Source organism: Paraburkholderia megapolitana (assembly GCF_007556815.1).
Lineage (GTDB): Bacteria > Pseudomonadota > Gammaproteobacteria > Burkholderiales > Burkholderiaceae > Paraburkholderia > Paraburkholderia megapolitana.
Genome location: NZ_CP041743.1, coordinates 353,382 through 372,007, shown reverse-complemented (window position 1 = coordinate 372,007; position 18,626 = coordinate 353,382). Strand labels below are relative to the sequence as shown.

Sequence of the window (18,626 nt, the reverse complement as noted above, 5' to 3'; positions counted from 1 at the left end):
AGCGCGCATTCTAGCATGGCAAAATCGCCGGTCTGGTTACCGATCCAGTAGTTTTGAGCCTGTTTTTAACGGCTCTTTTTGCATTTCCGCGGAAGGGTTTCGGCATGCTTACGATGAACCCCGGCGGCGCCCGGCGATCGCATCGCGCGTCTGCATCGTGGTGTACGTGAGCTGGGCGGCCGCGAGCCCGGCCACGCCGAAGGTACGTGTGAGCCCGAACGCGGCGAACGCGTCCGGCAGCGGTTTTTCGCCGGAGATCGCCGCCGCCAGCAGTTCGCCGGATACGGTAGTGGGCGCCATGCCATGGCCGCCGAAGCCGACGCCATACCAGACGCCGTCGGGGCTGCGGCCGATCTGCGGCATCTTGTGCCGCGCGTAGCTCATCAAACCGCCCCACGCGTAGTCGATATGTACATCGTGGAGTTGCGGGTACACCCGCAACAGATCGCGCCGCAGCAACCGCGCGATGCTGCCCGGCGAACGTTCGAGCACCGAGATGCGGCCGCCCCACAGGATGCGCGTATCGGGCAACGGACGGTAGTAGTCGAAGGCAAAGCGCGTGTCGTAGACCGCCGATGCGCAGTCGATTGCATCTTTCAGACGTGCGCCGAGCGGCTCGGTTGCCACGACGTAGGTGGCGATCGGCAGTACCGCACGCTCGACACGGCGATAGACGTTGCGTGCATAGCCGCCGCCCGCCATCACGACATGTTGGGCTTCGACGGTGCCGTTGGCGGTGCGCACCAGAAAACCGCCACCGGGTTGCGGTTCGAGCCGCACGACCGGCGAATGCTCATGGATGCGTGCCCCGGCTGCCACCGCGGCAGCGGCGACACCCAGCACGTATTTCAGCGGATGAAAGTGGAATGCGTTGCGCTCCAGCAGGCCGCCGTAATAGCGGCTGGTCCGAAGCTGTGCGGCGAGGTCGGTGCGGCTCACGGGTTCCCAGTCGACGTCGAAAGCATCCTTCATCAGCCGGCGCTGCGATTCGAGGCGAGCCGGCTCGTCGAACCAGTTGGCGAGGATCACCCCCGCGTGGGTCGCATCGCAATCGATCTGGTAGCGGCGGATGCGTTCGCGCATCAACTCGACCGCGTCGGTGGTGAGCGTGTAGAGCGCCTTGGCGTGGACCGGTCCCAACGTACGCAGCAGGTCGGCGCAGTCGAGGCTGTAGCCGCCGAACACAAAGCCGCCGTTGCGACCCGACGCACCGAAGCCGACCTGTTGCGCTTCGAGCACGACCACGTCGCGCATGCCGCGTTCGACGAGCCCGAGCGCCGTCGACAGCCCGGCAAGCCCACCGCCGACGATACACACCGATGCGCTTTGCGTGCCGGTAAGCGGCGGCCGTTCGGGCCGCACGACCGTTGCTTCGTAGAAACTTTGCATGAAGGTTAGCGAGGTTAGCCGCGGATTTCGATGAATGCGCAGGCTATCAGCAAAATGCGGGGAAAGGTGCTGGAAACCGGTATTCGTCCAGTAGGACGCGTTGTGCGGGGTGCTTCGGCGGTGGACGTGATGCAGGCGATGGTGGGATGTTGAAACAGGGAGGATTCGCTTACTGCGGACTAAATATTCTAGTCGTGTTTGACGCGTATGGCGCGGTCGAAAGTAAATGTTTTTACGGCACAACAGTGGCACAACCCGTTTCTTTAAAGGGCGCTAGACTGATATTCAAGCGACGCTTTTGTCGCCGCACTTGCAACACAATTGCAGGCAGGGAAGGCAGCCATGAATCGGCCGCTGGTTCGCATACCGCTTCGCGGGATCGGCACCGCGTCTTTCTGGACGCGGTTCAAGTGGCTACTTTTCATTGCATTCCTGCTGGCCGTGGCGATCGCGGTCCGCGTAGCACAGCTCGAAATCGAAACCTCGCGGCTGCAGGCGCACTACCTGTCCGAGCTGACGCGCGACGTCGGTTTTACCGTTAGCGACGGTCCCAGCAACAGCATCCATTTCCCCGCTCAAGGCCCCTACGACGTCCGGCTCGGCTATGCGCTGCTGCCGTCGTTCGAGCGACGCCTGACTCAACGAGGCTATGGCATAGCGGCCCAGGCACGCGATTCGGCGCGCATGGTCGATCTCGCGGAAGACGGGTTTTTCCTGCCCTACGACGAGAAGGATCAGGCGGGGCTGCAGTTGTTCGACGCTACCGGTGCGCCGCTTTTTAGTGCGCGTTATCCCGCGCGAATCTATAACGACTACGCGGCCGTGCCGCCGGTGGTCGTGAACGCGCTGCTGTTCATCGAAGACCGCTACCTGCTCGATGCGGATCAGCCGAACCGTAATCCCGCGATCGACTGGGGCCGTTTTAGCCGTGCACTCGCCGATCAGGGCGTGCGCGTCTTCAAGGCGCATCAGCAGACACCTGGCGGCAGCACACTGGCGACACAAATCGAGAAATTCCGTCACTCCGCAGGTGGTCGTACGGCGACGCCGCCGGAAAAGCTACGGCAGATCGCCTCCGCTTCGATACGCGCCTATCTGCACGGAGCGCAAACGATGCCGGCACGGCGGCAGATCGTGGTCCGGTATCTGAATTCGGTGCCGCTTGCCGCGCAACCGGGCATCGGCGAAATCAACGGGATTGGCGATGGTCTGGCGGCGTGGTACGGGCGCGATTTCGCCGAGGTGAATCGCATCCTGAAGGAGCCGGTGTCGAACGATCCCGATCAGCTCGCCGCGCAGGGGCTCGCGTTCCGGCAGGTTCTGTCGTTGATGATTGCGCAGCGCGCGCCGTCGTTCTTTCTGCAACGCGACTATCCGGAGCTCCAGCGGCTGACCGACAGTTACCTCCGGCTGCTCGCTTCAGGCGGCGTCATCTCATTGTCGCTGCGCGACGCCGCGCTCAATGCACCGCTGGTTTTGCAGCGGACATCGAAGGCGCCGCCGGCCGCATCGTTTGTCACGCGCAAGGCGGTGACCTCGTTGCGGGCGCAACTGCTCGGCACGCTCGGCGTGACGAACCTCTACGATCTTGATCGCCTCGATCTGCATGCAACAGCGACGCTCGACAATACCGTCCAGCAGGCCGTGAGCGAGCGGCTTGCCGCCGCTGCGACCCGCGATGGCGCAGCGGCCGCCGGCCTGTATGGATTCGAGATGCTACGCACCCAGGACGATCCGTCGAAGATCACCTACAGCTTCACGCTGTTTGAACGGCGCGGCGGCGCGAACCTCGTACGGGTGCAGACCGACAGCGTCGACCAGCCGTTCGACATCAATTCGGGTGCACGCCTGAATCTCGGTTCGACCGCGAAGCTGCGCACGATCATTACATACTTGCAGATCGTGTCGACGCTGCATGCGCGCTATGCGTCGCTGAGCGCCGCCCAACTGCGCGCCGTGCAGCCCGACCGGCAGGACGTGCTGACGCGCTGGGCGCTCGACTACCTGGCGAAGACGCCCGATCATTCATTGCGCGCGATGCTCGATGCCGCGGTCGAGCGCAAGTATTCGGCGAGCGCCGGCGAAACGTTCTATACGGGTGGCGGCGCGCAGGTGTTTACCAACTTCGAGTCGAGCGACAACGGTCGCATCCTGACGGTACATCGCGCGTTCCAGCATTCGGTGAACCTCGTCTTCGTGCGGTTGATGCGCGACATCGTGCGCTACGAGATGATCGAGACATCGGGGCCGTCGTCACAATGGCTCGACGATCCGGCGACACGTCAGATGTATTTGCGCCGTTTCGTCGATGAAGAAAGTCGCGTGTACATGAATCGTTTTTACACGAAGTACCACGACAAGACATCCGACGAAGCGCTTGCCATCTTGCTGCTCGGCGTGCACAGATCGCCGGCGAAAGTTGCAACCGTGTTGCGCAGTGTCGCCCCCGACGGCACGCTATCGTGGTTCGACACGCAGATGCGTGCTGCGTTGAAGGGCACGCCGGCGGCCTCGCTATCGGACGACGATCTGGCGAAGCTCTATACGAAGTACAGTGCCGACCACTTTAGTTTGAACGATCGTGGCTACATCGCGAGTGTGCATCCTCTGGAGTTATGGACGCTCGACTATCTGCGCAGTCATCCCGATGCAACGGCGAAACAGGTACAGGACGCGAGCCAGGACGCGCGCTTCGCATCCTATAGCTGGCTGTTCAGGACGCGCTATCACGCGACGCAGGATCGCCGTATCCGGCATATGGTCGAGTTGCGTGCTTATGACGCGATCGGCAAGTCGTGGCAGACGCTGGGTTATCCGTTTGCGAATCTCACGCCGTCGTATGCAGCGGCAATCGGCGCGTCGGGCGATCGACCGGTCGCACTCGCGCAATTGATCGGCATCGTTGCCAACGACGGCAACAAGCTTCCAACGCAGAGCATCACGTCGCTCGATTTTGCTCAGGGCACACCTTACGAAACGCGCTTCACGCGAGTAGCGGCGGCACCGCAGCCACTGGTGTCCCCCGAGATCGCCGCCGTTACCCGGGGGCTGTTGCGCGATGTCGTGAACGGTGGAACCGCGAAGCGTCTTGCGCAAGGCATTGCGCTTCCCGACGGTAGAACGCTCGAGGTGTACGGCAAGACCGGCACCGGCGACCAGCGCTTCAATGTATTTGCGCGAGGCGCGCGGTTGATCGAGTCGCGCAAGGTGAACCGCAGCGCGACCTTCGTGTTTGCTATTGGCGACCGCTTCTTCGGTACGCTGACTGCGTATGTGCACGAACCGTATGCGGCGCATTACGACTTTACGAGTGCACTGTCGGTGCAGTTGCTGAAGTCGCTCGCGCCGGCCTTGCAACCGCTACTCGATGACGGGTCGGTGCCCGCGGCCGCTGGTGGTACGCCCGTGGCGCACGGCGCTGAAGCGAGCTGAACCGGGCGTGCTGCAGAAGGTCGCATCGAGCAATTGCGGTTGCGCTATCTCCCTCATTCGATCGCCATATCGAATCATCGGATAGAATCTTCGCAGTCGTTGCTTCGACATGCGCTTACGGAAATTCTGCTCGTGACTGCGGCAAATTCGCGGTTCCCTGATCAGGCGTGATACCTGCTGGACGAAGCTACCTCGTAATACACAAGCTCTACGCAAGGTTAGTCAACGTGGCGATGCACAATTCGGCAGATAACGCGACCATCGAGTTGGAACAGCGACTACAAGCCGCGTCCGAACGTCATACGAACAACCCGCACGATCTATCGATCATATGGGAGGCGATCGAAATATTGACCGTCCTCAAGCGCGAGGACCGCTTGCTTCCGTGGGCCGACCGGGCATTGGCGCTCAGTCCTCATCACGCCGATTTTCGGGCGATGCGCGCTACCGCACTCAATCTGTTGGGACGCCATGCCGAAGCGGCCGGCATGTTGGCACACGATCTGTCGACATTCGGCGAGTCCGCGATTTACCGACTGAGGCTCGGCTACAGTCTGATGATGGCCGGCGATCTCGCAAGGGCTATTCCGTTGCTGGACGAGGTGCGGCAGATCGCTGACAGCATGCACGTGCACGCGGAGGCGGAGTCCCTGCTGGGCGAGGCGATGCTCAAGGCGGGCGACCCGCGCGGCTTCACCCACTGGCAGATGCGCAGCGACTCTGGCGACGCCTTCAGCTACCGTCCGGCAGACATTCCCGAGTGGACCGGCGAACCCGACTTGCGCGGGCAGCGCGTGCTGATCACGCACCAGCTCGGTTTCGGCGACAACTTCCTGCTGGCAGCATGTGTGGCCGACTGGCGGGCAGCGGGTGCGAGCATGATGATTACTTGCGCGCCGCAGATTCATCAACTGATGCAGGCGTCGCTTCCCGATTGCGAAGTCGTCAGTATGGAGAGTCCGCAGCAATCGCACGCGCCGTTGCCTGACGCGGTGCAGGCGAGGGTGCAGGCGTTCGCGCCGCATCTGCACGCAACGCTGCTTCGCTTGCCGTTGCTCAATGCGAGTCACCCGGTGTCCGGATATCGTTTTCGCGCGTACCTGCGGGCTCCCTCAACGAAGCAGCAGATTGCGAGGGAGTGGGCACAGCAGTTGCGTTCGCAACATCCGGGAAAGAGACTTGTCGGCTTGTTTTGGGACTGCCGTCAACGGCATATGCCCGAGCTGGGCAGCATCGCGCGTTGCTGGGCCGCACGCCGTAGCCTGCCGCTCGAGATGCTGAACCGGATTACGACGAATCCCGCTGTGACGGAGCGCGTGCATTTCGTCAATCTGCACCATCCGCTCGTTGAAGCGCAAGCCGGCACACCCGCTGGCGATGTCAGCCGCTACCTGCCGGGTATCTTCCATTTCGACGATACGGCTGCATGCATTGGCGAGCTGGACGCGGTGTTCGCGGTGGATTCGGCGGTCGCCAATCTTGCGGCAATGATGAGCAAACCGACTTGTGTGCCGGTTAATACATCTGGAGACTGGCGTTGGGGTACGCAGGGAACGACGACGCCGTGGATCGAAGGCGCAACCGTGTTGCGGCAAACGCGGGAAGGCGACTGGGATTCGGTTGTGCAAGATGCTGCAACGTGGCTGACTGCGCAATGAGCACGTCACGGGGATAACGAAGAGCCGTACCCTCATCTGTCTTTCCTTCGCGATACGGGTGCGCTACTCTGGCAGGGAAAGAGTCTTCACAGGGGCACCTACTCCATGTCATTTCCCGCTCGTCCAATTGCCTTCATACTCGCGGCCTCGAATCACGGCACGATGATTGTCAATCGTAACGACTACAACGTTAAAAGCTCCGGGGACGTCTACGGTGTAGGACAAGATATTCTGCAAACGTCGAGTTTCAGCGCGAGTGAAGTGAACTTCGTACTTGTACTGCTCACCTGGCGTCGCCACTATTTCGGCGATGGCGTTTTTGCCATCGACGGTGGTGCCAATATTGGCGTGCATACGATCGAATGGGGTCGCCACATGCATGGCTGGGGACGGGTGCTTGGCTTTGAGGCACAGGAGATTCTCTACTACGCGCTGGCAGGCAACATTGCCATCAATAATTGCCTGAACGCACGCGCGAGGCTTGCCGCACTCGGTGAGCACTGCGGAGAATTGATTATTCCCCAGCCAGATTATTTCGCACACGCCAGCTTTGGCAGCTTCGAATTGCGTCAGAGAGAGAACACCGAAGATATCGGTCAGAGCATTTCGTACGAGCCATCGCGGGGCGTAACGGTGCCGATGGTGAGTATCGATTCGCTGGATCTTCAGCGTGTCGATCTCATCAAGCTCGATGTCGAAAGTATGGAGGTTGAGGTGCTGCGCGGAGCCCGTAAGACGCTGCAAAATATCAAGCCGATACTTTTGATCGAAATTTTCAAATCTGACGAGGCCGCGATCAGAGCATTGGTCGATGAGTTGGGATATCGTTGTTTCTCTGCCGGCATGAATCTCGTCGCGGTCCACACGGAAGATCCGGTCCTACAACATCTCAGTCATCGTGATGGTGTGACGTACTTGGACTGAGCGCGATCTCATTGATCGGCCTCAGCGGCCGGCTTCAAAAACAGCTCGTGTACCGGGGCAAAATGCGCATAGAGCGGCAATATTGCGCCGCCCATCGCACGTGCGTCTGCACCGATGGTTCCTTCGAGCAGTTGCGGTCGCACTATCCCCTCCCATTCGAAACCATCGAGCACGCGCTCCGTGCGACGAATGATTTCGCGCACGAGTTGCCGGTCGAGCTCCCCGTCGATCACCACTGCATCGAGATCGAGTAGCGCTGCGGCGTTCGTTAACGCGCCGGCAATCGCCGGGCACGCAGTATCGAGCCACTGTTCGGTGTGGCGCCACAGGTCGGCTGACAGCGCACGATGGTCGTGTGCAGCAGCCGGTGGTTCGCCCGCTGCGGCGATCGCCTGTTCGAGCACGAAACCGGATGCCGCGTGCAACAGCTGCCGCGCCGGCTGCTGCGTACCCTGACGTGTAGCGCCCGGTAGCGGGATCGAACCGACCGCGCCGGCATTGTCGTGCGGACCGCTGTGCAGGCGCCCATCGATCACGAGCCCACCGCCGATAAACGTGCCGACGAACAGATACAGAAAGTTGTGAATGCCACGTCCCTGGCCCATCACGAGTTCGGCGGCGCACGCTGCTGTCGTGTCTTTCGCGAATTCGACGGGCAGGCCGGTCATCGCTTCGATGCGGCTGCGGATGTCGATGTCGTGCCATGCATCGAGCGCTTCTTGCGGCGCACCGAGAAAGTCGCGCCAGCCACCGAGCCATAACGGCGCAGCCACACCGACACCGACCACTTTCGCGGCCCGCGCGCCGAGCGCATCGTTCACGCGCGCAAGCTTGCTTTCGAGTGCGGGAAACAGCATACGCGGGTCGGGATACGCGTAGTCGAGCACCTCGCGGCAGCAGACGTTGCCGGTGAAATCCATCGCTAGCACATCGAGGCTGCGGCGCCCGACCTTGATGCCGATCGTGAACGCGCCGTCGGGCCGTAGCGCAATCGGCACCGACGGTTGACCGATGCGACCACGCACACGCGGCTGCTTGGCAAGCAGTCCATCGCTAATCAGCCGTTCGACGATCATCGACACAGTCTGCATCGACAGCCGTGTGAGCCGGCCGACGTCGGCCTTCGGCAACGGGCCGTGCAGGCGAATTGCCTGCAGCACGATCCGCTCGTTGAACTGGCGCATGCCGACCTGGTTCGAGCCGACCGTGCGTCTGGGCGGCGAACGGGTAGGGGGATTCATGAGCGTGTCTGTCAGTTGTGCGCGAAGTTGCGCAGAGAGATCATGCGATCGCCTTGACGTCCGCTTCCTTCGCACCGGTCATGATCGCCACCGCTTCGGACATATGGATGTCCTTCGTGTTGACGACTGCCGCGCGCCGGCCAAGACGCTGGATGTGGATACGATCGGCGACCTCGAACACGTGCGGCATGTTGTGGCTGATCAGGATGACGGGCAAGCCACGATCTCGCACGCGGCGAATCAGTTCCAGCACCATGTTGCCTTCCTTCACGCCGAGTGCGGCTGTCGGTTCGTCGAGAATCACTACATGTCGCGCAAAGGCCGCGCTGCGCGCGACAGCGACGCCCTGGCGCTGGCCGCCCGATAATGTTTCGACGGCCTGCCGCATCGAGCGGATGCCGATCTGCAGATCCTTCATGTGCGCGGTTGCTTCCTCCAGCATGCGGCGCTTGTCGATCATCTTGAGGATCGAGCCGCGCCAGCCACGCTTGACGATTTCGCGCGCGAGGAACAGATTTTCCGCGATGCTCATCGCCGGTGCGACCGCGAGTTCCTGATAGACGGTTTCGATGCCTTGCTCGCGCGCGTCGAGCGGACTGCGGAATTTCACCGGCTTGCCGTCGAGCAGGATCTCGCCTTCGTCGGGCACAGTCGCGCCGGACAACGCCTTGATCAGCGACGATTTGCCCGCGCCGTTATCGCCGATTACCGCGAGGATTTCGCCGGGCAGGACTTCGAAATCGCAGCCGTCGAGCGCGGTGACCTGGCCGTAGCGCTTGACGAGGCCGCGAGCCTGCAGCACCGGTGTGACTGTGCCGGACGCAGCGGCAGTGGATTGAGGTGTCGACATATCGATCTCCTGTGTCCCTGCGCTTACGCGCGACGGTGTGAGAGTTTGTCGGCGGCGACTGCGAGAATCACCAGCATGCCGGTGATCAGCACCTGGTACACCGACGACACGCCGATCAACGTGAGGCCATTGCGGAACACGCCGACAATCAACGCGCCGAGCAACGTGCCCACCACCGAGCCGCGCCCGCCGAACAGACTCGTCCCACCGAGCACAACGGCCGTAATGCTGTCGAGGTTCTCCGTCTGTCCCGCCTGCGGATCGCCGACTCCGGTACGCGAAACCGACAGCAGCGCGGCAATCCCGTAGATCGCGCCGGCGAGCGTATAGACCGTGAGAAGGATGCGTTGCGAGGACAGGCCCATCAGGCGCGCAGCTTCTGCGTTGTTGCCGAGTGCATATAGATGGCGCCCCGGCACCGTATCGCGTAGCACGAACCAGGCGACGAGATACATCAGCAGCGCGAGCACGGTGCCGTAAGTGATCTCCGCGGGACCGACCCGGAACGTGTTGCCGAAGAACATGATCGCGTCGGGCAGGCTGGAGACGCTCTCCGCATTCGAATAGATCTGCGTAATCGCGAACGCGATGTTCAACGTGCCGAGCGTCACGATGAACGGTGGCAGCTTGATGCGCGTGATCAGCACGCCGTTGAGCGCGCCAAACAACATGCTCGCTGCGATCCCACAGAAGATCGCCAGCACCGGTGGTACACCGAGCACGACCGCGAACTTGGTCATGATGATCGAGCCGAACGCCATCACCATGCCGCAGGACAGATCGATGCCGCCCGTCAGCACGATCAGCGTCTGGCCGATCGCAATGACGGCGACGACCATCGTCTGCTGCAGGATCAGCGACAGATTCTGGAACGACAGGAAGCGATCGCTCTGCGAGACGAAGAACAGTCCCGCCAGTAGCAACGCGATGAGCGGACCGATTTCCGCAAGCGACGGCAGACGGTCGGCGAGGCGGCGCGATGAGGACGCGGACGCGGTGGGAGTCGACATGATGATTTCCTCGATGCAAAGGCGTAGCGCGGTGCGCTGAGGGGAGCATTCGGGGCGGTGCGCGGCGGCGCACTGCCTTCAATGCTGGTGCGAGACGGGCCCGAGCGCGTCCCGCTGCCCGCGCGTTACTTGTTACCCCAGCAGTTGTCGAGACCGAACTTCGTGTCCTTGCTGTCGACACCGGCCATCGGTTTGTCGGTGATCAGCGTGACGCCCGTGTCGCGATAGCCGGCGACCTTCTTGCCGGTCTTCGCATACTCGACGCCGGCTTCCACACCGAGTTCGGCCATCTTCAGCGGGTACTGCTGCGAGGTTGCCGCGATCTCGCCGGCCTTGACGTTGCGCACGCCTTCGCAGCCGCCGTCGATCGAGACGATCATCACGCTCTTGTCCTTGCCCGCGGACTTCAGCGCGCGATACGCGCCTGCCGCGGCCGGTTCGTTGATCGTGTAGACGACGTTGATGTCCGGTGACTTCTGCAGGCAGTTTTCCATTGCCGTCTGTCCCTTCGCCTGGTCGCCGCGTGTGTCCTGGCTGCAGACAATCGCCGCGTCGCCTTCCTTCACACCGAAGCCCTGCAGGAAGCCGTTGTGTCGCTGCACACCAACCGAGATACCGGGCGCGAGATCGAGTGTCGCGATCTTCGCCGGCTTGTTGCCGAGAGCCGCCTTCGCGTATTGGCCGATCAGGACGCCGGCTTTGAAGTTGTCGGTGGCGAAGAGGGCATCGGTAGCGGTTTGCGGCTCGGTCGCCGTATCGAGTGCGATCACCATCGTGCCGGCGGCGCGTGCCTTCTGGATGCTCGGCACGATTGCCTTCGTATCGCTCGGCGTGATCAGGATGGCCTTCGCGCCGGCGGTCACCATGTTTTCGATGGCGGTGACCTGGCTTGCGTTGTCGCCGTCGAACTTGCCCGCGGCGGTGAGCAGCTTGGCACCGCTCTTCTGTGCCGCGCCTTCGGCACCCTGTTTCATCTTCACGAAGTACGGATTCGTGTCGGTCTTCGTGATGAGGCCGACGACCGGTTGGTCGGCGGCAAGCGTCGCGCTCGCGCACCAGACCGCGGATGCGGCCACGCATATCGAAACGAGTCGCCGTGCGACAGGGTGCTTGCGGGAATGCTGATTCATGGGTTGCTCCTCCGGTAGTTGACGATGTCGATCAGAGATGGATGGGCGTTCGTTGCGCCTCTCGTTGACGACTGACCGTTTGCGGCTCGGCGTGCCGCGGGCGGTGTCGATTAAATCACTCTAGTTTATTTAGTACAGCAGTCTCGACAATGCGTGTCAAGAAACTGGCATTGGTGCATTGCGAGAAAGGAGTCCATGTGATTTTCCCGACAGATCAACCGGAGTAATCGAGATATTGAATTGTGCGTCACAGCACGTTGGGTGGCGGATTCGGGTAAATCGGGAGAGGGCTGCGATTGCTGGCCATTCGTTAGAGGAGTGTGGGGCCGGTCCTTCGGGGATGATCGAGGAACCCTTATGCCTTGTAGCTGGGCGGAGCACCACACATCAGCCACCGATATTTCGTGACGCTTGATTGTGGTGTCACTTTATGACACCATGGAGAAACCAGATGCCGTTGAACTCGAAGCTCTGCAAGATCTTGTGCGAAGTCGTCAGGCTTCCTGCGTCACCAAACGTCGACTGGAACGACGTCGAGCGGTTGTTGACGATGTTGGGATCGAAGGTCAACCGCACGAAGAGCGGCATGAGGAGCGACTTTGGCAATGGCGTTATCTGGATTTCGCATCGACCTCACCCGAAACCGTTAATGGACAAAGGCGCGGTGCATGACTTGAGGACCCATTTGCAGATAGCCAGGCATCCTCCGGCAATGTATGGATGCAAGTGTTCTTGATTGAAGGAGTGGATTGTGAAGAATGCTGTCGAATATAAAGGCTTTATTGGTAAGGTCGAATATGACGCGGATGACCAGATGCTTTATGGGTCCGTACTTGGAGCCAAAACGGTGCTGTCGTTTGCCGGAAAAGACGGTATCGAGCTCGATCTTAGTTTCCGGACGGTCGTCGACGAATATCTGGGGTATTGCGCAGAAAACGGAATCCAGCCGGAGAAGACCTGGAAAGGGAAAATGACCTTTCGCCCAAAATCGGACGAATTGCGGCAGAAGATCGCCATCCGTGCCGAACTGGCTGATGTCAGCATCAACGACTGGTTGAACGACGTGGTGGAAAAGGCGGTGTCTGCGTCGGATCATCAGCACCCCTCCAATTAACATTCCTTAACAAACGTAATGAAGGAAATAGGAATAGTCCTATTTTTCGAGCGGAACGTTGTCCATACAGTGCAGGGTCTGCTGAATTTCAATTTATTCTTGTGAAAAATAGATTATTGGTCGAATTATCGATCGACAAATAGCTGTGACTTCAAAATGAACTGACATCGACGCCTCGCAAGGTCGATCACGGCGTTTCTTCCCTCGTTGACGCAACGGTCGTTCCGGGTAGCTTTGCGGGCCGGCCGCCTATCGCACTCCCGCTCGTTGTTTTCCGGCGGATTCTTGCTACATTACTTTAGTGATTCGATTTTTTTGACAATTGCTGCACGCTCGAAATTGAATGACTAATGAAAGGAAGGGACGGCCGATGTGTGAGCTCTTTTCATGAAACGACTACGCGTTGCAGTACTCGATGACCACGCCATCGTCCGTCACGGCCTGGTCAGCTGCCTCGGTGCCGAAGCCGATCTAGACATAGTGGGGGTCTACGCCACCAGCCGTGAACTCCTGGCTGGGTTGCGCGCTACGCCGATCGACGTGCTGTTGCTCGACTACTCGCTGAGCGCGGACGAACTGGACGGTGCGTCGCTGATCCGTGCCGTGCGTGTCAAGGCGCCCGAGTGCCGGATCCTGATCCTCTCCACACACCATGACCCGGGTACGGTCGCCCTGGCCCTGCGGGTTGGCGCGCGGGGATTCGTGGGCAAAGGCGCGGATATGACCGAACTCGTCAAGGCGATACGTTCGGTTGCAACCGGGGTCATCTACCTCAACACGGACATGTCCTACCGCATCGCCGACACCAGCACGTCATACGACCCGGAAGCCGGAACGGATATTCTGTCCGGCGCCGGCTTGTCGGCGAGGGAGCGCGAGGTGATTCGATGCTATCTCGACGGCATGACCATCACTGAGATCGCACAGAAATTCAATCGCAGCCTCAAGACGATCAGTACCCAGAAAACAGCGGCATTTCGCAAACTGGGCGTCACGTCGAACAACGAACTTTTCAAGATCAAGCACACGGCGCAGTCGTCATGAGGGTGTTCCGTTTCTGTGTGCTGTGGATTTTGCTCGGCCTTGTCAATCCGTGGGCCTCTGCAGCACCGGATGCAAACCCTCTCGGACTGACTTCCGACGAGCAGGCCTGGATTCACCATCACCCTGTATTGCGAGTCGCGGTCGGCGCCTACTCGGTGCCTATCGAGTACATGCAAGGTGGAACCTTGCACGGCCTGTCAGCCGAATACCTCGCCAACATTGCCCTCAAGACGGGATTGAAGTTTGTCTACGTCGAAACGGAAACCGCCGAGCAACGGACTAACCTGCTCAGACAGAACCAGGTCGATCTGGTGTCTTCAGTGCGAAGCGCCGGCACATTGCCGCAGACCGATGGGGTCTCCTATACCACGCCTTTTTATTCGGGCGCCACGATCATAGTGACGCGAAGCAAGGAACCGGTTGTCTTCGATATTGAGGATCTGAATGGCAAAGTCATTGCGCTGTCGTCCGCGAGCGCGCTAGGGCCGATCATTCGCAGCCGGGCTCCACAAAGTCGGGTTGTCATCGGCCGCTCGACCGAAGAAGCGCTGGAGATGGTCGCCGACGGCAGAGCCGATGTCACCCTCGGCAGCGAAGCCTCTCTGATCCCGTATCTGCTGCATCAGTACGAGGAGATTCTGCAAATATCGGGTGTTGCGACCGGACTGATGTCGAATCTTTCGATGGCGGTGAGCAGTGACCAGCCGGTTCTCTACTCGATCGTACAAAAAGCCCTGGCGGCTATTACGGCATCTCAGGCAAACGACATAAGAGCCAGCTGGCTTGCCGCCACCGAACATGGCGCGCTTTCCCTCAGTGTTGTCGCTGGCTATTACGCCCACGAGCTTGCATTGATCAGCCTCGCCATCGTGCTTCTAATCGGTCTGGCATGGCAGGCAAACCGGCTGCATAAGCGGGCAATCCGCAGCGAGCGCGAGAAGACGATGTTCCTCGCGGTGATGAGTCATGAGATTCGCTCACCGATGAATTCCGTCCTCGCAGCCGTAGAACTGCTGCGTTACACCACGCTCGACCAGCGCCAGCAGCATTTCGTCAATCTCGCCAACGCGGGCGCGAACATGCTGTTACGACTGCTGGACAACGTGCTGGATATCACCAGGCTGGAGGCGGGACAACTCAAGCTGATGCCAGGTCCCGTCGATATTCAAACCCTCGTGAATGACGTCGCGGATCTGCATCAGTTGCGCGCGAGCGAGAAGGGCATCGCGCTGACAACGCAGATTCAACCGGCCATTGGCCTGCTGATGCTGGACGAGTCTCGCCTCGCTCAGGTTGTACATAACCTCGTATCGAACGCCATTAAATTCACGTCGACTGGCGAAGTGAAGATAAAAGTCTCCACAACCGATGGCGACGACGAAAAGCACAAACATCTGGAAATTAAGGTGATCGATAGCGGCGCCGGAATTTCCGCAGCGGTGCAAGCAACTTTGTTCAAACCTTACTCCCAGGCCGATCAGTCATACAGGACATCGGGAGGCACTGGACTGGGCCTGGTCATTTGCCGCGAATTGGTAACCTTGATGCACGGTACCGTCGCGATGCACAGCGTTGTCGGAACAGGCACGACGATAACCGTTTCGCTACGCGCCGCGATTGCCAGTGAATCCGATCGACTGCCCGCTACGCAAGTGCCGGCGGCTTTGATTTCGGTGCATGCATCGTCAAGCGCGAATTCTGCTGCACACGTTCTGATCGTGGAAGACACGCCGGCGAATCAGGAGGTGCTGGCGGCCCAGGTTGCGCGATTGGGCTGCAAAGCCACCGTCGCGCAAGATGGTGCGACGGCAATACACGAGTTTTCCGCCCATACATTCGACCTCATCCTGCTGGACTGCCATCTACAGGATATGGACGGATATACGCTGGCGGCCACCATGCGCAACCTGGAGACAGAAAGGAAACGCGAACGCTGCCCGATCGTCGCGATCTCTGCATCAACGGGGAGCGCGCATACGGAGCGTTGTTTCGACGCGGGAATGGACGGCGTGTTGAGCAAGCCGATCCGCCTTGCGAAACTCGAGGACGTGATTTCGCTCTGGTGCGGTGTCGAAGCGAGACCGCTTCCAGATGCGCAACCCGATCACACCGATTTCAACTCGGAGAAGATTCGTCGCTTGATGACGGATGACGTAACAGCGCTGCTCGAAGCGATTGTGCTAGGTGAGGTAGACCTTGCTGCTCGCGCTGCACATCGCATACACGGCGCAGCGCTAACACTCGGTTGGGAGCAAATGGCGGAGATGGGCGAACAACTGGATCATTTGCTGCGCACCGGAGAATATTTCGAAGACGAGGAATTCTCCGCCAGCGTGCTACGCGACTTCGTGCGCTGCTGGCACGAAGTCGACCGAGTTGAGCAGCACGAAAAATGATCGAAACAATGCGTAGTACACGTTACCCGGAGGAAAATTCCGGATCTCACGGCATGTTCATTGTCTTGATGCTGACCTGTGTAGTCAGCGTGCTGGACAGGCAAGTGTTCTCCGTCGTCATCCCGAGTGTCCAGCTCGCACTCGCCATGTCGGCCCAGCAATTCAGTACGTCGTATGTGGCCTTATATTTCGGCGCAGGCATCTCGGCACTTCCCGCTGCCTGGCTGGCAGGTCGCGTACCGCGGAAACATCTCGTCATCGGCGGGCTAGCCCTGTTTTCTATCGGAACGGGTCTGGTGGCCTATGTACAAAACGTACCGCAATATATTGCGCTGAGATTTCTGACCGGAATCGGGATTGGAGTACACCTGGTGGCCGTCCTTGCCATCGGGATGGCCAATTTTCCAAAAAATCGCGCGCTGGTGGCCGGTGCGTTTACATTCACCTTTGGGATCGGTGCCGCTCTTGGACCCAATTTAGGAGGCGTTGTTTTCCACGCATACGGCTGGAGGATCCTCCATACAGTGCTTGGTTTGACAGCATTGCCTGCCACTTTTCTTGTTGTATGGCTCGTCAAGCCGGCCTTTACCGAAAAGAACAGAGGTGACGCGTTCAAGTCACCAGGCGACACGCGCCATAGGACTACACAAGTTCGCCGGTCCACACATCTGTTGTTGCCTACCGCAGCGGTGATCTTGCTTAGCTTTGCAGTGTACGGTTATCTGCTGCAGTACGTGCCTTACCTGCAAGAAAGCCAACGGTTCCCGCCAAGCCTGGCCAATGTGGCGGTCGGTGCCTATGGGTTTGGTACATTGTTTGCGTTACACGGCGGTTGGCTTGGCCACACGTACGGGTCGCGCAGAACGTTAATCGGTGGCTTTGTGGCAGCGGCCATCGTAGGTGGCGCACTGTTCGGTGGTTTGAGTGGATCGCCGACCTTCCATATCATAATGTCAGCTGTGTTCGGCGTTGTCATCGGTGCGGGCGCCTATGTCAATCTGCTGACGTGGATGAGCGAATCCCTTGCACCGTCTCGGGAAAGCTGGGCAATTGGTCTCTTTTTCAGCAGTTTCTATCTACCGGTACCGCTTGTCGCTTACGTTTTCGGCGCGCTTAAAGAACACTGTGGCTGGACAGTAGCGGGTCTGCTCATAGTGTCCGGACTATCGCTCTGCGCAGCGCTGCTCGTTTCAGTCGCTCCGACGAGCAGATCGGTGTTGCCGGTTCAGTAGTGAGAGGTTGCGTCGCTAAGCCGCGCTACATGGCGCGTGCGGCGGCGGCGCGTATCGGCATACATAGCAGCGGCAGCGCAATCGAGGCACAATGCGTTCCTGCTTCGCCTGTCCTCACTTCTGCTGGCTTTCCGAAGAGACGCCGATGACCGCCCAACTCACCTCTGCTATTGCATCGAAATTCGCGACGCTTGCGCTCGACCATCTGACGCGCGAATACCCGAACAAACTGACTCATGCGCTCGCGGGTCCGCAGGACGTGCAAGGTCCGCGCGCGCTGCATCCGATTTTCTACGGCAGCTACGACTGGCACTCGTGCGTGCACGGCTACTGGCTCGTGCTGCATCTTCTGGAGCGCTTTCCCGATCTGCCGGAAGCAGGGCGAGTGGTTGCCGTGGTCGATGGTCATTTCACTGCGGAGAACGTGGCGGGCGAACGCGCGTATCTCGACCTACCGCACAATCGCGGGTTCGAGCGGCCGTATGGCTGGGCCTGGTTGCTCGCGCTTGCTGGTCAGCTACATACCTCGACGCATCCACATGCCGAACGATGGGCAACCACGTTCGCACCGCTGACCGATGCCTTCGTCGAGCGCTTCGAGGAATTTCTGCCGAAGGCGACGTATCCGTTGCGAGTCGGCACGCATTTCAACATGGCGTTTGCGTTGGCGTTGACACTCGATTTCGCGCGGCAGACATCGCGCGATGCACTCGCTGTGCTAATTGTCGAGACCGCGAAGCGCTGGTATCTGAACGATGCGGCTTGCCAGGCATGGGAGCCCGCGGGCGACGAGTTTCTGTCGCCGTCGCTGATGGAAGCCGAGCTGATGCGGCGTGTGCTACCGGCAGCGCAATTTGCGGACTGGTTCACGCGCTTTCTGCCCGATCTCGCACGGAGCCAGCCGGCCACGCTGTTCACGCCGGTCACCGTGACCGACCGCAGCGACGGCAAGATCGCTCATCTGGATGGTTTGAACCTGAGTCGTGCATGGTGCCAGCGTTCGCTGGCCCGCGCACTGCCTGCTGACGACGCACGTCGCGCACCGCTTCTCGATGCGGCGGAGCGGCATCTGGACAGCGCCCTCGCGCACGTAGCCGGCGACTACATGGGCGAGCATTGGCTCGCTACGTTTGCGACGCTTGCGCTGGAAGCGTAGCGCGTCGTGCTGGCCATCGGCGTGCCCGTCGACCTGAGTGTCACAGGGCA

Annotated in this window: 14 protein-coding genes; 8 read left to right on the top strand and 6 right to left on the bottom strand. The window is 60.2% G+C overall.

Going from position 1 to position 18,626, the window contains the following annotated elements:
* Positions 1 to 108: 108 nt before the first annotated feature.
* Positions 109 to 1,389, bottom strand: a complete 1,281-nt coding sequence (locus FNZ07_RS01490; protein WP_091007456.1) for an NAD(P)/FAD-dependent oxidoreductase — start codon at positions 1,387 to 1,389, stop codon at positions 109 to 111.
* Between the two features lie 342 nt (positions 1,390 to 1,731).
* Between FNZ07_RS01490 and FNZ07_RS01485 the strand changes: the two genes are divergently transcribed.
* The 3 genes from FNZ07_RS01485 to FNZ07_RS01475 all read left to right on the top strand — a co-directional run bounded on the left by FNZ07_RS01485 (position 1,732) and on the right by FNZ07_RS01475 (position 7,403).
* On the top strand, positions 1,732 to 4,821 hold the full coding sequence (locus tag FNZ07_RS01485) for a transglycosylase domain-containing protein (protein WP_091007453.1): 3,090 nt from the start codon (positions 1,732 to 1,734) through the stop codon (positions 4,819 to 4,821).
* 233 nt (positions 4,822 to 5,054) lie between these two features.
* Entirely contained in the window at positions 5,055 to 6,479 is a 1,425-nt protein-coding gene (locus FNZ07_RS01480; RefSeq protein ID WP_091007450.1) for a tetratricopeptide repeat protein, read from the top strand.
* 105 nt (positions 6,480 to 6,584) lie between these two features.
* Positions 6,585 to 7,403, top strand: coding sequence for an FkbM family methyltransferase (locus FNZ07_RS01475; protein ID WP_091007446.1), 819 nt, complete (start codon positions 6,585 to 6,587; stop codon positions 7,401 to 7,403).
* Between the two features lie 8 nt (positions 7,404 to 7,411).
* On the opposite strand, the gene FNZ07_RS01470 is transcribed toward FNZ07_RS01475, so the two are convergent.
* From FNZ07_RS01470 to FNZ07_RS33515, 5 genes are all read right to left on the bottom strand, one after another.
* Complete coding sequence (locus FNZ07_RS01470; RefSeq protein WP_091007443.1) at positions 7,412 to 8,644, bottom strand: ROK family transcriptional regulator; 1,233 nt, start codon at positions 8,642 to 8,644, stop codon at positions 7,412 to 7,414.
* 40 nt (positions 8,645 to 8,684) lie between these two features.
* Positions 8,685 to 9,494, bottom strand: a complete 810-nt coding sequence (locus tag FNZ07_RS01465; protein ID WP_091007439.1) for an ATP-binding cassette domain-containing protein — start codon at positions 9,492 to 9,494, stop codon at positions 8,685 to 8,687.
* 23 nt (positions 9,495 to 9,517) lie between these two features.
* Positions 9,518 to 10,504 (bottom strand): ABC transporter permease, encoded by a 987-nt coding sequence (locus FNZ07_RS01460; protein WP_091007435.1) that lies wholly within the window; start codon positions 10,502 to 10,504, stop codon positions 9,518 to 9,520.
* A 125-nt stretch (positions 10,505 to 10,629) separates the two neighbouring features.
* Positions 10,630 to 11,634 (bottom strand): sugar ABC transporter substrate-binding protein, encoded by a 1,005-nt coding sequence (locus FNZ07_RS01455; protein ID WP_091007432.1) that lies wholly within the window; start codon positions 11,632 to 11,634, stop codon positions 10,630 to 10,632.
* 423 nt (positions 11,635 to 12,057) lie between these two features.
* Positions 12,058 to 12,240 carry a hypothetical protein gene (locus tag FNZ07_RS33515; RefSeq protein WP_211367849.1) on the bottom strand — a complete coding sequence of 61 codons (183 nt, stop codon included), beginning with the start codon at positions 12,238 to 12,240 and terminating at the stop codon, positions 12,058 to 12,060.
* 145 nt (positions 12,241 to 12,385) lie between these two features.
* Between FNZ07_RS33515 and FNZ07_RS01450 the strand changes: the two genes are divergently transcribed.
* The 5 genes from FNZ07_RS01450 (at position 12,386) to FNZ07_RS01430 (ending at position 18,576) form a co-directional block, all read left to right on the top strand.
* The gene (locus FNZ07_RS01450) at positions 12,386 to 12,748 is read left to right on the top strand and encodes a type II toxin-antitoxin system HicB family antitoxin (RefSeq protein WP_091007429.1); all 363 of its coding nucleotides are present in this window, start codon (positions 12,386 to 12,388) and stop codon (positions 12,746 to 12,748) included.
* A gap of 387 nt (positions 12,749 to 13,135) precedes the next feature.
* Positions 13,136 to 13,792: a response regulator transcription factor gene (locus tag FNZ07_RS01445; RefSeq protein ID WP_091007427.1), complete on the top strand. Its 657-nt coding sequence runs from the start codon at positions 13,136 to 13,138 to the stop codon at positions 13,790 to 13,792.
* Complete coding sequence (locus tag FNZ07_RS01440) at positions 13,789 to 16,188, top strand: ATP-binding protein (protein ID WP_091007422.1); 2,400 nt, start codon at positions 13,789 to 13,791, stop codon at positions 16,186 to 16,188. Before FNZ07_RS01445 ends, FNZ07_RS01440 begins: the two co-directional genes overlap by 4 nt.
* Positions 16,185 to 17,420, top strand: a complete 1,236-nt coding sequence (locus FNZ07_RS01435; RefSeq protein ID WP_091007419.1) for an MFS transporter — start codon at positions 16,185 to 16,187, stop codon at positions 17,418 to 17,420. Before FNZ07_RS01440 ends, FNZ07_RS01435 begins: the two co-directional genes overlap by 4 nt.
* A gap of 145 nt (positions 17,421 to 17,565) precedes the next feature.
* On the top strand, positions 17,566 to 18,576 hold the full coding sequence (locus tag FNZ07_RS01430; protein WP_091008845.1) for a DUF2891 domain-containing protein: 1,011 nt from the start codon (positions 17,566 to 17,568) through the stop codon (positions 18,574 to 18,576).
* The last annotated feature ends 50 nt before the right edge of the window (positions 18,577 to 18,626 follow it).